General features: G+C 40.5%; 15 protein-coding genes, 1 tRNA gene and 1 other annotated feature. Of the genes, 8 read left to right on the forward strand and 8 right to left on the reverse strand.

What is annotated here, in order from left to right; all coding sequences use genetic code 11:
• Positions 1 to 34 precede the first annotated feature (34 nt).
• The 5 genes from A5878_RS14980 to A5878_RS15000 all read right to left on the reverse strand — a co-directional run bounded on the left by A5878_RS14980 (position 35) and on the right by A5878_RS15000 (position 4038).
• Positions 35 to 721 carry a methionine ABC transporter permease gene (locus tag A5878_RS14980; protein WP_005227919.1) on the reverse strand — a complete coding sequence of 229 codons (687 nt, stop codon included), beginning with the start codon at positions 719 to 721 and terminating at the stop codon, positions 35 to 37.
• Positions 714 to 1748 carry a methionine ABC transporter ATP-binding protein gene (locus A5878_RS14985; RefSeq protein ID WP_005227918.1) on the reverse strand — a complete coding sequence of 345 codons (1035 nt, stop codon included), beginning with the start codon at positions 1746 to 1748 and terminating at the stop codon, positions 714 to 716. Before A5878_RS14985 ends, A5878_RS14980 begins: the two co-directional genes overlap by 8 nt.
• Positions 1749 to 1819: 71 nt before the next feature.
• Positions 1820 to 2069 (reverse strand) — a binding site (T-box leader).
• Between the two features lie 77 nt (positions 2070 to 2146).
• Positions 2147 to 2485 carry a glycine cleavage system protein H gene (locus A5878_RS14990; protein WP_010749086.1) on the reverse strand — a complete coding sequence of 113 codons (339 nt, stop codon included), beginning with the start codon at positions 2483 to 2485 and terminating at the stop codon, positions 2147 to 2149.
• Positions 2467 to 2844, reverse strand: coding sequence for an arsenate reductase family protein (locus A5878_RS14995; RefSeq protein ID WP_005227914.1), 378 nt, complete (start codon positions 2842 to 2844; stop codon positions 2467 to 2469). The genes A5878_RS14990 and A5878_RS14995 overlap by 19 nt, the downstream gene beginning before the upstream one ends.
• Positions 2845 to 2853: 9 nt before the next feature.
• The gene (locus A5878_RS15000; RefSeq protein WP_010749084.1) at positions 2854 to 4038 is read right to left on the reverse strand and encodes an FtsW/RodA/SpoVE family cell cycle protein; all 1185 of its coding nucleotides are present in this window, start codon (positions 4036 to 4038) and stop codon (positions 2854 to 2856) included.
• 453 nt (positions 4039 to 4491) lie between these two features.
• Here A5878_RS15000 and A5878_RS15005 point away from each other — a divergent pair, with 453 nt between their 5' ends.
• The 7 genes from A5878_RS15005 to A5878_RS15035 are packed head-to-tail and all read left to right on the forward strand — an operon-like array spanning position 4492 to position 10619.
• On the forward strand, positions 4492 to 6435 hold the full coding sequence (locus A5878_RS15005) for a transcription antiterminator (protein ID WP_005227910.1): 1944 nt from the start codon (positions 4492 to 4494) through the stop codon (positions 6433 to 6435).
• A gap of 2 nt (positions 6436 to 6437) precedes the next feature.
• Complete coding sequence (locus A5878_RS15010; protein WP_005233600.1) at positions 6438 to 6893, forward strand: PTS sugar transporter subunit IIA; 456 nt, start codon at positions 6438 to 6440, stop codon at positions 6891 to 6893.
• Between the two features lie 15 nt (positions 6894 to 6908).
• Positions 6909 to 8246 (forward strand): PTS galactitol transporter subunit IIC, encoded by a 1338-nt coding sequence (locus A5878_RS15015; protein WP_074536139.1) that lies wholly within the window; start codon positions 6909 to 6911, stop codon positions 8244 to 8246.
• Positions 8247 to 8261: 15 nt separating this feature from the next.
• Entirely contained in the window at positions 8262 to 8546 is a 285-nt protein-coding gene (locus tag A5878_RS15020; RefSeq protein ID WP_015510443.1) for a PTS sugar transporter subunit IIB, read from the forward strand.
• Positions 8547 to 8558: 12 nt separating this feature from the next.
• On the forward strand, positions 8559 to 9407 hold the full coding sequence (locus tag A5878_RS15025) for a class II fructose-bisphosphate aldolase (protein ID WP_005227902.1): 849 nt from the start codon (positions 8559 to 8561) through the stop codon (positions 9405 to 9407).
• Positions 9407 to 10099 (forward strand): triose-phosphate isomerase, encoded by a 693-nt coding sequence (locus A5878_RS15030; protein WP_005227900.1) that lies wholly within the window; start codon positions 9407 to 9409, stop codon positions 10097 to 10099. The genes A5878_RS15025 and A5878_RS15030 overlap by 1 nt, the downstream gene beginning before the upstream one ends.
• 4 nt (positions 10100 to 10103) lie before the next feature.
• The gene (locus A5878_RS15035; RefSeq protein ID WP_005227898.1) at positions 10104 to 10619 is read left to right on the forward strand and encodes a YjbQ family protein; all 516 of its coding nucleotides are present in this window, start codon (positions 10104 to 10106) and stop codon (positions 10617 to 10619) included.
• Positions 10620 to 10721: 102 nt separating this feature from the next.
• Here A5878_RS15035 and A5878_RS15040 read toward each other — a convergent pair.
• Positions 10722 to 10794 (reverse strand) — tRNA-Thr (locus A5878_RS15040).
• Between the two features lie 126 nt (positions 10795 to 10920).
• Here A5878_RS15040 and A5878_RS15045 point away from each other — a divergent pair.
• Positions 10921 to 11157, forward strand: a complete 237-nt coding sequence (locus A5878_RS15045; protein WP_005227896.1) for a hypothetical protein — start codon at positions 10921 to 10923, stop codon at positions 11155 to 11157.
• A gap of 173 nt (positions 11158 to 11330) precedes the next feature.
• On the opposite strand, the gene upp is transcribed toward A5878_RS15045, so the two are convergent.
• On the reverse strand, positions 11331 to 11960 hold the full coding sequence (upp, locus tag A5878_RS15050) for a uracil phosphoribosyltransferase (protein ID WP_005227894.1): 630 nt from the start codon (positions 11958 to 11960) through the stop codon (positions 11331 to 11333).
• Positions 11961 to 12208: 248 nt separating this feature from the next.
• Positions 12209 to 13453 (reverse strand): serine hydroxymethyltransferase, encoded by a 1245-nt coding sequence (glyA, locus tag A5878_RS15060; protein WP_005227890.1) that lies wholly within the window; start codon positions 13451 to 13453, stop codon positions 12209 to 12211.
• Positions 13454 to 13474: the final 21 nt, after the last annotated feature.

Raw genomic sequence — 13474 nt, forward strand, 5'->3', positions numbered from 1 at the left:
TCCCATATTTTCCACTTTTTGTTCTTCGTTTCATTTACCGTTTATCGGTGGCTTTCGCAAGGAAATCGCCGATTCCTTGGATAATGAAAACGATAATTAAAATAATCACTGTTGCAACAAGCGTAACAGTGTAATTTCCACGTTGAAATCCTTCTTGCCAAGCCAAAGCGCCTAGCCCGCCGGCACCGATCGCGCCTGCCATGGCAGTATAACCAATCATTGAAATCGTTGTGACTGTCAGTCCTGAAATCAATGCTGGAACACTTTCGGGAATCACGATCTTGTAGATGATCTCCCAGTAACTAGCACCCATCGCTTCCGCTGCTTCAATCACACCAGGATTGACTTCACGAAAAGCAATTTCCACCATCCGAGCATAAAACGGTGCCGCCGATAAAACTAATGCTGGGATCGCTGCTTTTGCCCCTAGGAATGAACCGACTAATAATGTTGTAAACGGAATGATCAAGACCATCAAAATCATGAATGGCGTTGAACGAAAGGCGTTACTGATGATGGAAACCACGTTATAGAAAATGTTGGCTCCCGCTGTTTGTTTACGCCCTAGTGAATAAAGCGCCAATCCTAGAAGTAAACCGATCACAACCACTAAAACCATGGAGAAGAAAGTCATAAACAAGGTGTCTAGGGTTGCTTGCTGCATATTGGCCCAGTCGACCTTTTCAAAATTAAAATAGGTTTCTACAAATGACTTATCCACGTTCAATCACCTCCACGCCTACTTGCTGCTCTTTGAAAAAGGCGATCGCTTTTTCGATCTCACTTGCTTCACCTGTCAATAAAACCGTCAAGCCGCCAAAGGATCCCTCATTGGTTTGTTGGATCTTTCCGTAAACGACATTGACATCGATCTGGAAGCGACGGATCGCTTGTGAAATCACTGGTTCATTGGCGTTGTCTTGTGTGAATGTTAAAGTCACTAAATGCCCTTGCGGATTTTCTCGTAAGAAGGCTTGCCGTAATTCTTCAGCATCTTCTTCTGGCTCCAAATCTTGCTGAACAAAACGTTTGGTCACTTCCTGCTGTGGGTTACGGAAAACCGATTGCACTGACCCTTCTTCCACGATCTGCCCATGCTCCATCACCGCGACCTTATTGCAGATTTTGCGAATGACGTTCATTTCATGGGTAATCAGGACGATCGTCAAATGCAATTTTTTATTGATGGAAAGCAAGAGATCCAACACTTCTTCTGTTGTTTGTGGATCTAACGCACTCGTTGCTTCATCACACAGCAAAATTTCTGGTTCATTCGCTAGTGCACGAGCAATCCCGACTCTTTGCTTTTGTCCGCCAGACAATTGTGCCGGATAGGCATTCTCCCGTCCTTCCAACCCAACTAATTTAATCAGCTCTTGCGCTCGTTGACGGCGTTTTGCTTTTTCAACGCCAGCCAACTCCAATGGCAATTCAATGTTTTCCGCCACCGTTCGAGACCATAAAAGATTAAAGTGCTGAAAAATCATGCCGATTTTTTTGCGGAAGTTTCTCAATTCTTTGTTTTTCAATGCCAAAATGTTTTGACCGTTAATGACTACATCTCCTGCTGTCGGCAATTCTAAGCCGTTCAACAAACGTACTAATGTACTTTTCCCAGCACCAGAGTAACCGACGATTCCGTAGATATCGCCTTTTTCCACTTGCAGTGAAACATCATTGACGGCGTGGACAGCCGTTTGCTTTTTGCCGAATGACTTTTTTACATGCGACAATTCGATTAATGCCATGTTATTCCCATCTTTCCTCTTTGGTTGGTTAAACACAAAAAAAGCTTTCATCCTCTGTACATTATACTGTTACAAAGGACGAAAGCACAACTTCCGCGTTACCACCTTGATTTACTGTCGATTCGCATCAACAGCCTCGCTCAGTACTTGAATTGCTTCGCATACTGCTGCACTGTAACGGGTGCCTCCCGTGATAGGCTTGTTTCCACTCACCTATCATGCTCAAAGACCATCTTCCATCCTCTCTCCGTTGCCCATTTGCACCAAACAGGGCTCTCTGTGTACGTTAAGAACATGTACTCTTCTTTTCAAAGCATTCATTTATTGAGCAAATTATAGCAACGTCTTATCCGACTGTCAATTCTTTTTGAAAAAATAGTCGTTTTTACAGGTTTGACTTACAAGGCTTCAAATTGACTTGGGTCAACCTCTTTGAAGCTGACTAGCCAAGCGTTCATCTCGTCTTCATCATTTAAGGTATCAATCGATTGATCAATTTTTTCATTTACGGAAGAAATCACGCCCGTCAATGGACTTGGAAATTCACTGACTGCTTTTTCCGCTTCCAGCTCAACAAGGGTCTCTCCTTGTTTTAAAGCAGTTCCTGCTTTTTGAATCGAAGCAAACGTGACCGCACCAAGTTCTTCTTGCGCTTCTTTTGTTAAACCGACACAATATTCTTTCCCGTTAAACAAAACCCACAAATTATCTTTTTTTCTTAAGCATTTCTTTTCCATGATTCTAGTAAGACTCCTTCATATTCATTTTCTTTAAATCCATTAATCAAAAAGCGGTCGCCGCTAACCAGCAGTGGGCGCTTGATCAACATACCCTCGGTTGCCAGCACATCGGCTGCGTCTTGGGCAGTCATGGTCGGCACTTTTTCTTTTAATTGCAATTCACGGTATTTCATGCCGCTTGTGTTAAAGAAACGGGTTAACGGTGCTTCGCTTGATTGGATCCAAGCCAGCAATTGTTCCGGTTGAGGCGGTGTAGCTACCATATCGATCGCTTCAAAGGGAATCTCGTGCTCTTCTAACCAACGCTTCGCATTTCGGCATGTACTGCATTTTGGGTACCAATAAAATGTAATCATGTGAACTCCTTAAAGTGTTTTTGGTGCGGTCTCAGCTTGATAGCGCATCGATAAAATCAAACCGATCCCAATCATATTGCTTAATAGGGCAGATCCTCCTTGGCTAATAAACGGCAGTGGAATCCCCGTCAACGGTAAGAGACCGATATTTGCGCCAATGTTTTCAAACACATGGAAGAGAATCATCATAATGATCCCAGTTGCCAAGTAGGCATAAAATTCATTGTTGGTATCGAAACATACGCGGATCATTCGGTAAATCAAAATAAAATACAATAAAATGACAAACGCGCTGCCAATAAACCCAAAATTCTCACCGATCACCGAAAAAATCATATCGGATTCTCGGACTGGTACATACACATCGCTGACATTAAATCCTTTCCCAAACATCCCGCCAGAGGCGATCGCCATCAGAGCATACGCCAATTGGAAGGATTGCCCTTGGGTATCATGAAAAGGATCTAGCCACGAATCGATACGGGCGAATTGGTATTCTTTAAAGATTCCTGTATTGTACAGAAACTCGCGACCAACATCGGTAGTCACTAAGAAAATCGTTCCACCGCCGAGAATCACAAATGCCGCAATCACTGGCACGATGATTCGCCATGAGATCCCTGACATCAAGAAGACCCCACCGAAAATCGCTAGAAAGACCAACATCGTACCAAAGTCATTTTGTAAGGTGATCAGGATCAGGACTGGGATCGTGACGGCTAACATTTTTGCAATCAGTAACCCATCTGTTTTCAGATCCCGTTCCCGATGCTTGACATTGTGCTGCGTGACGACCAACGCCAACATCATGATATAGGCGATCTTCATCAATTCTGAAGGCTGCAAGGTAAAGGGACCAAAACTAAACCAGTTTTTCGACCCTGTCGAGGCAGCCATCGTCCGGTTGTAAAATTTCAGCAGCGCCAACATAACGGCTAGCCCAGCTCCATAAATATAGGGCGTCAATTTCCAGAGCCATTTTGATTTGATCTGCATGATAATGATCACGGCAACAACGCCTAACACATACCATAAAGCTTGAAACCCTAACATTCGCAGCATATTCGGGTTATTCGGATCGTGTGTCAGCGCCACATACAGGGACGCCAAACCAATCAGACATAATAAAAATACGGGTAGAATCACACCGTAGTCAATTCGATTATCGTTCGTTTTTATTCGTGAATTTTCCATGTCCACACTCTCTTCTGTAGAATCTTTATCCATTATAGTGATAATTGAGGAGAAAAGAAAGGATTGTCCATGAGCATTCACAAAAAATTTAGAAACTTTAATGATTTTCGGGAAAAGAGGGTTAAAAACAATCCAAAATTGTTTAGAATTACAACGAAATAATCGCTGAATTCGTCCATTCTTCTTATTAATCAAATACCTTGTTCTATGTGTTCTTCTTTATTTTTGATAAATCTTTGCTCTATGTAACAGAATAAAGCAACTTTAACTCCATGATAGATCCCCGCCTAGTTTTCGTTTCAAATAAATAGCAACAAATGACTACTTTTTACAAAATATAAATTGATATACGACAATCGTATTTACCACATTAATGTGGTAATGAAATGTTATTTACGCCACCATATAATTTCACTAGAATACAATTAAGGAAGCGCTTCCGGAGGTGAACCAATGATTTTAAGTAATCGAGAACAGCTACTGTTGCAATTGCTATTAGAACAAAAGGAGTTTCGCCCTGCATCTTTTTTTCAAAAGCAGTTAAATGTATCCCAAAAAACGGTTTATAACAATTTAACGACTTTAGAAAAGAAACTAAAAGATTCGGGACTAGCTATCAAAAAAGTACCAAGAAAAGGAATCTTTTTATCTGGTTCTGAATCAGCGAAACAGAATGGATATCGATTGTTAGCAAAAAAAGAGACTAAACTCGAACTATTTTCACCTAATTATCGTAAAATCTTTATTTTCGCTAACTATCTGTTTTCAGTAAAGCCAATGCACTATCAGGAATTCTCTGAATATTTTTATATTAGCAACCAGTCAATAAAGAAAGATGTTGATGAAATCGTTGCTTTCTGTCGATTCCATCACGTATCTACAAAAATGACTACTAGCGGACTCAAACTAACCTCAGTTGAATCTGCTACTCAAAACGTATTCAAATCTTTTTTAGAGCAGTATACCGACGCCAAAGCCAGTGAAAATCTTTTGGTCAACAATCTCTTTGACTCTAAGGTACTCGATTTAACGAAGAAATTTGTCTCAGATATGACTCAAACAATCGGCCATCCAGTCAATAATTATTCTATTGAATCCTTGAAGCTTTCATTGCGAATTTTTCTTTCAAGACTTCTTATAGATAAACACATTGAAAAACAAGAGCATCTAGTATTTGACAAACTTAGACGAATGAAATTCTATATGATCGCGGTTGATTTTTCTGAAATGATCCAACACCAACTACCTGTTCAATTTAGTGATACAGATATTCAATATGTATGTTCCCTGTTATTAGCACACGGTATCGAACCTTTTGGACAAATGGATGAGCCTCACGAATCTACTATCACAAATTGTACGAAACAAATTATTCAAAAAATGTCACATATGTTAAACGCAGATCTGACACAAGATAAATTATTACTGCAAACATTATTGGCTCATATCGTTCCCATGATCCATCGATCAAAGACAGGAATTTTATTGAAAAACCCACTGATAAAAAGTATCAAAAAACAATACTCAACAATGTATACATTGACCAAATATGCAATTGGAGATTTAGAGGAGCGATTTCAAATCTTATTAACAGAAGACGAAGTTTCTTTTCTGACGATCCATTTTCAGTTAGCCTTTGAAAAGATAAAAATTACTAACCATATACTAATTGTTTGCCAATCAGGTTTTGCTACATCGGAGTTGATTTTTAACCGTATCAAACAGACGATCGCTGCTGATACCGTATTGGAGATCATTCCTTTAAGTAAACTGGCCAGTACATCTCTTGAGACTGTTGATCTGATCATATCAACTATTCCATTGGACATTACAGCACCGCCAGTTATTTATATTTCGCCGCTTCCTACTACCGAAGAAATAGGAAGAATCTCAGCAAAGATATCTAATCTTAATGAGAATGAGAAAAATTTTTACTCAAAAAAATACCAGAAAACGACTTTATTACAAAAATATTTAGATCCTACTTTCCTTTTTGTCAAAAAAAAGTTTCGAACAAAAAAAGATGTACTGGATTTTTTAGCAGATGATTATCTGAAAAAAAAGCTTGTTACAACAAAATTTAAGCATTCTCTATTTGAACGAGAGGAACTAGGAAGCACTGGCTTAAAGACGGGAGTAGCCATTCCACATGCTGATCCACATACAGTGAAAGAAACAAAACTTGCTTTTCTCACCCTCGATGCGCCAATTACTTGGGGAGACACAAAAATCCAACTAATTGTTTTGCTTGCGATTGCTGAAGAAAACATGATCGAGGCAAAAGAGTTGATCGCTTCGATTTACGGATTGTTTAACTCAGCCGAAGAAATTCAATGGATCGTTAATAGTCAAACGCAAGAAGAACTGTATCAAAGATTGTTAAGAGGAGGAAATTGATCATGTTTTTTGATCACCAAATCGTGTTACTTGAAAAAGATTCTAAAACAAAAGAGGAAGCTTTTCGACTATTAGCAGACGAACTCATCAAAACTCATTGTGTAAATGATCAGTTCTATCAAAATATCGTACAGCGAGAAGAAACCTTTCCTACAGGTTTAAAAATTAACGGCATTGGGGTAGCGATCCCACACACGGACAGCAAATTTGTTTTACGATCCCAAGTCGCTTTTATGTCACTTGCCTCTCCCCTTTCATTTATTGAAATGGGTTCACAAGAAAAGAAAATCGATGTATCCCTGTTGTTCATGCTTGCACTGAAGGAACCACATGAGCAATTGGGTATGCTGCAAAATCTTATCTCTATGTTTCAAACACCCGGGGTTTTGGAAGCCCTATCCTCAGTAACGACTAAAGAAGCGTATCTTTCGATTATTGAAAAAAATGGACTGCAATAAAAAGGAGGAACAATTATGTTAAATGCATTACAGTGGTTCGTTGATCTAGGTTCAATCGTTGTTTTGCCGATTTTAATTTTTATTTTTGGAATAATTTTGGGGACAAAACCTAGCAAAGCCTTTACTTCAGCCTTAACTGTTGGTGTTGGGTTTGTTGGATTGAATTTGGTGATTGACCTTCTAAGCAGCAGTTTGGGTCCCGCAGCACAGCATATGGTTGAACGTTTAGGATTAAATTTGACAACGATTGATGTCGGATGGCCTGCCGCAGCGGCAATTTCTTACGGGACGATTTTAGGAAGTCTTGCGATTCCGATTGGTGTGGTCCTAAATGTTCTACTCATCATTTTAGGGCTGACTAAAGTATTGAATGTAGATATTTGGAATATTTGGCACGCAGCCTTCATCTCTTCTCTGATTTATGCCCTCACTGGAGATTTTGCAATGGGAATCGCGGCGACCGTCATCTATTTGATGATGATTCTTTTAATGGGAGATATTTTAGGTCCGATCATTAATAAGTTCTACGGATTTCCTAATATTACTTTTCCTCATGGTACCGCCGCACCAGGATTCATCTTTGCACTACCGATGAATTGGCTCTTTGATCGTATTCCAGGACTAAAAGATTGGAAAGCAGATCCAGAAACCATTCAGAAAAAATTTGGTGTCTTTGGCGACTCTACTGTTATGGGCTTTTTGATTGGTCTTATCATGGGAATACTTGCCGGATATGACACAGCAGGGGTCGGCCAATTAGCCGTCCAAACAGGCGCTGTGATGGTTTTGATGCCCAAAATGGTGGCTTTACTGATGGAAGGTCTAACGCCTATTTCTGAATCTGCAAATGAATTCGTCAAAAAACGGTTTCCTGGAAGAGAGCTTTACATCGGTATGGATGCAGCATTATCGGTTGGTCATCCAGCTGTCCTTTCTTCCTCATTGCTTTTAGTTCCGATCACTATTTTGTTAGCCGTAGTTCTACCTGGCAATACGACCTTGCCTTTTGGTGATTTAGCAACTATTCCCTTTCTGATTTGCTTGATGGCTGCTGTTTTTGGAGGAAACATCATTCGAACAGTAATTGCTGGAACGATTTATATGGTAAGCATTCTATATATTACTTCGTGGGCAGCACCGCTTGTCACTACTGCTGCTCGATCCGCAAACTTTGATCTACAAGGAAACTCTATGATCACTGCTATGGCTGAAGGTGGTTTATGGACCACATTCCTTTATGTCGGCTTAACCAAAATATTAAGCTGGGGCGGTTTAGCCATAATTGGCATCTCTGTTTTGTTTGGATTGATTTATGTAAATAAAATTCGTCCCAAGAAACAAACATCGAAATAATAGGAGGAAATGATAATGAAAAAATTACTGATTATGTGTGGTACAGGTGTTGCAACTTCAACAATTGTAACAAATAAAGTAAAAGAATGGCTGAAAGAAAAAGGATTAACTGATCAAGTGAAACTGTATCAATCCAAAGTGGCAGATGAGATGAATAAAATTGATAACTATGACATCGTGGTGAGTACAACGGTTGTTCCAGACTCAATCAAAGATCGTGTAATTATGGGGCTACCGCTCTTAACAGGGATTGGTACAGAAGAGATGTACGCGGAAATCGAAAAGAAAATCAAAGAGTAAGGAGAATGCCCTATGTTGGTCACAACAAAAGAACTATTCGCACATGCAGAAAAACACAACTATGCATTACCCGCAGCAAATTTTTTCGACTTAACTAGTGCAAGAACATACGCGGAAACTGCTGAAAGTTTGAACAAACCTTTGATATTGGCCTTCGCTCAATCCCATATGAACATGTTGACTTTAGAAGAGGCTGCCATGATTGGAAAATTTTTAGCAAAAAAAAGCACTACACCTATCGCTCTGCACCTAGATCACGGTACCGATGAAGAGGTCATCAAAAGAGCCATTCATTTAGGTTTTACTTCCGTAATGATCGACGCTTCTGAGGAGTCATTCGAAGAAAATGTCCGTCGGTCAAAGGAGATCGCCGATTACGCTCATAAAAATGGTGTCGTTGTTGAAGCGGAAATCGGGCACGTTGGGTCGGAAAACAGTCTGGAATCAGCCCTAAATAGTCAATCTATTTACACAGAACCTTCTGAGGCTGTTGCATTTGCCAAATTAACCGGTGTTGATTCGTTGGCAGTTTCTATTGGCACCTCTCACGGACATTATCAAGGGATACCCAAAATAAATTTTGACGTTTTAAATGAAATACACCATGCCGTCAATGTTCCTCTTGTTCTGCATGGCGGATCCTCTTCTGGCGATGAAAACCTTGAAAAATGTGCCTTAGAAGGTATCCGTAAAATAAATATTTTTACGGACTTCGTCACTGCTGCTATGAATGAAATTCACAAAAATCAACCAAATGACTATTTCGATCTACTTCACTCAGCAAGCAATGGAATGTCCAAGACACTCGAGCACTATTTTAAAGTCTTTCATACCAAATCTTATCGTGAAGGAGAAAGCTAATGAAAAAAAGAACTTTAAGAACGCCGTTCTTTGTCGTCAATCCCAAAGCCTATCTTTATGGAAAACAAGCATTGGCATTGGCAAAAGCTGCTGATGAGTTGTCGTCTTTATATGACATCGACATTCTATTTACTGTGCAGCAAGCAGACGTTTCTCTAATTAAACAAGCAACAACATATTTATTCATCACTGTTCAACATTTAGACGGAATCGAAATCGGTCGAGGAATGGGTTATGTTTTACCCGAAGCAGTGGCAGAAGCCGGTGCTGAAGCTACCTTTTTAAACCATGCTGAACACCCCATGACATTGCAAGAACTGACGAAAGCGATGCAACGCTCAAATGAATTGGGAATTTTAACAATTGTTTGTGCGAATTCATTGACTGAAGCAAGATCCGCAGCTTCCCTAAAACCCGATGTGATGGTTTGCGAGCCAACAGAACTAATTGGAACAGGACAAACCAGTGATCTTCAATACATGACGGAAACAAATCGTGTTGTTCGTGAAATTGATCCAGAAATCCTAATTCTGCAGGCAGCTGGTATATCTAGTGCTGTCGATGTTGAAAAAGCTTTGTCGTCAGGGGCTGATGGCACTGGTGGGACAAGCGGTATTGTGCAAGCAGAAGATCCAGTTCAAACCCTTACAGAAATGATCAAACAAGCGGTGAAGTATAAAAAGGAGGATTAACACTGTGAAATTTTTAAAAGAGCAATTGACGTTAACTTCTAACGGGAATCGAGTATCTTACCACAACATCACAGAAGAAGTGAAAACGATGGTTGAAAAAAGTGGAATTTCAAATGGAATCTGTCTCGTACAGTCTCCTCATACGACCTGTTCGGTTATCTTTGAAGAATACATGCATGATACAGACTTTAACGGAGATGAATTTCTTCAAGTTGATTTAAACCGAATTCTCGATAAGATTATTCCTCGTGAGTTATCAGAAAATACCGATTACCGTTATCCTGGACCAAAGCATTTAGAATTTTTGATGAGTCTGGACGATCCAAACTACCCAACAGATCCAGCAACGATTTTAAACGGCGATGCACATATTCGCTCGAGTTTTTTCGGTGCAAGCGAAAGCTTTATTTTAAGTAACGGCAAGCTAGAGATCGGTTCAGTAGGCTATATCTATTTTGTTGATTTCGATCAAAATCGTGTGCGAAATAGGACATGCCATGTAATGCTAATGGGCGAATAAAAACAGTTACCGGGTAAACCAGGAAAAATTGAGATTACTTATCGCATGCAAAAGAAAAACCATGAATCCTCTAAAAGAAGATTCATGGTTTTTCATTTCTTATGCCAGCTGCAGGATTCGAACCTGTGACCTACGCGTTACGAGTGCGTTGCTCTACCAACTGAGCTAAGCTGGCGTTGTATGGCACAAAGAAAATTATATGCAAAAACGGTTGTTTTGTAAAGAGGTCTGCTGAAAAAAATCTACTTACTGAAATTTTCCGAAAATTGTGATATAATAGAAGTATCAAGGAGGTTTTTACATGGCAACATTTGGTAAATTCGAAACAACAATTGTCCCGTCACAAGAAGGTTCAACGTTTGAGGTCGCTACTCCTGTCATGTTCACGTTCCATGGGAAGAAACAAACTGGTACCATCACAAAGCAGTTGAAAAACTCTGCGGTGGTCGAGCTGAACGAAACCCCAGAAAACCAGAAATTAGTTTCGCAAAGTAATGGTGTATTGATCATCAATTACAAACAATTAACCAAACTATAACCCGTTTAATGCAAGGAGAAAATCAGTTGATTTTCTCCTTTTTTCATGGTCTGATTTTTTAAAAAGCACAAAAAAGCCATGGAAGAAGATCGAACCGTTTTGGCTGTCGATCTTCTTCCAAGGCATCATTGGCGAGGCAAAACTTCAGTTGCCTTTGTCTTATTTATATTGATTTATTTTGTACCGAATAGACGGTCACCGGCATCGCCCAAACCAGGAACGATATAGCCGTGTTCATTTAGGCGTTCATCAAGATTTGCAGTATAGATGTCAACATCTGGATGGGCATCTTGCAATGCTTTCACGCCTTCTGGTGCAGCAACTAAGCAGACGAATTTCATGTTTGAAGCGCCGCGTTTTTTCAGTGCGTCGATCGCCATGATCGCTGAACCGCCCGTAGCTAACATTGGGTCAACGATAAATAATTGACGTTCATCGATGTCTTCAGGTAATTTTACGAAGTATTCGTGTGGTTCTAGCGTTTCTTCATCACGGTACATCCCGATATGACCAACTTTTGCGGCTGGGATCAATTCAAGGATACCATCAACCATGCCCAGACCTGCGCGCAGGATCGGAATGATCGCTACCTTTTTACCAGATAGTGTTTTTTGTGTTGATTCTTCAATTGGTGTTTCAATCACTAGATCTTCAAGCGGCATGTCGCGAGACACTTCATACGCCATCAACATTGCGATTTCATTAACAACTTCACGGAAAACCTTTGTTCCACAGTTCTTGTCGCGGATCATTGTTAATTTGTGTTGGATCAGCGGGTGATCGATTACTTGAAATTTACCCATTTAAAAAAATCTCCTTTGGTTTTTCTCTTATTTTAAAGCAAATCGGCTCTTGTTACAACCATCTGCCTCAGGCAATGCTGCTTTTCCTCAAAAAAAGGATTGTGTTAGAAGGAAGGAGACAAGACGGCATGAAACACGCCTCTGCGTTCATTCTAGCCCCTTTATCACTTTCGGTGATCAAAGAGCTGTAGCGCAGGAAAAACGCGTGAGACGTCTTGTCTGACCTTAACTTCTGTCACAGTCCCCTTTTATTTATTTTTATAAAGTGGATAGTTGTCCGTCAATTCTTTGACTTGCGCCGTGACTTCTGCCAAAACGGCTTCATCATTTGGTTTTTCTAAAACTTTGACGATCAATTTCGCCACTTCGACACAATCTTCTTCTTTAAAGCCACGACTAGTGATCGCTGGTGTCCCCACGCGAATCCCACTCGTTTTGAAAGGACTTAGTGATTCGAAAGGAATCGAGTTTTTATTGACGGTGATATTGACTTGATCCAGCAAAGCTTCTGCTTCTTTGCCGTTCAAATCAAAGCCGCGCACATCGATCAATAATAGGTGATTGTCTGTTGCACCAGAGACCAAGCGGGCTTGTGGTGCTTGGTTGAAGACTTTCGCCATTGCTTGTGCATTGCGGATGACTTGCTCAGAGTACTCTTTGAACGACTCATCTTGTGCTTCTTTAAAAGCAACAGCTTTCGCTGCGATCACGTGCTCTAATGGGCCGCCTTGGATACCAGGGAAAACGGCACTATTGATTTTTTTCGCTAAGTCTTCATCATTTGTTAAAATCAAGCCGCCTCGAGGGCCGCGTAATGTTTTATGGGTCGTAGAAGTCGTGATGTCCGCATAAGGAACTGGGTTTGGATGAAGACCAGCCGCTACTAAACCAGCGATATGCGCCATATCCACCATCAATTTTGCGCCAACTTCATCAGCGATTTCACGGAACTTCGCAAAATCGATCGTACGTGAGTAAGCACTGGCACCAGCAACGATCAGTTTCGGTTGATGCTTACGCGCCAAAATACGAACGACATTGTAGTCGATGACTTCTGTTGCAGGATCAACACCATAACTAACAAAATTATAGGTCTTGCCGCTGAAATTCACTGGTGAGCCATGAGTCAAATGACCGCCTGCGGAAAGATCCATCCCTAATACTGTATCGCCTGTTTCGATCAACGCTAAATAAGCTGCTGTGTTGGCTTGAGAACCAGAATGCGGTTGAACATTGGCATATGCCGCACCGAAAATACTTTTCGCCCGTTCAATTGCTAAGTTTTCTACCACATCAACAAATTCACAACCGCCATAGTAACGACGACCTGGATAACCCTCAGCGTATTTATTTGTCAAAATACTACCTTGCGCAGCCATTACACCTTCTGAAACGATATTTTCAGACGCAATCAATTCCAAATTGTTTTGTTGACGATTCGTTTCTTTTTCGATCGCTTGCCACAATTCGGGATCAAACGTTTGATAATCCATGCTTACAACACCCCTTTACCT

The sequence above is a fragment of the Enterococcus sp. 3G6_DIV0642 genome, from assembly GCF_002140635.1.
In the GTDB taxonomy this organism is placed as follows: domain Bacteria; phylum Bacillota; class Bacilli; order Lactobacillales; family Enterococcaceae; genus Enterococcus_D; species Enterococcus_D casseliflavus.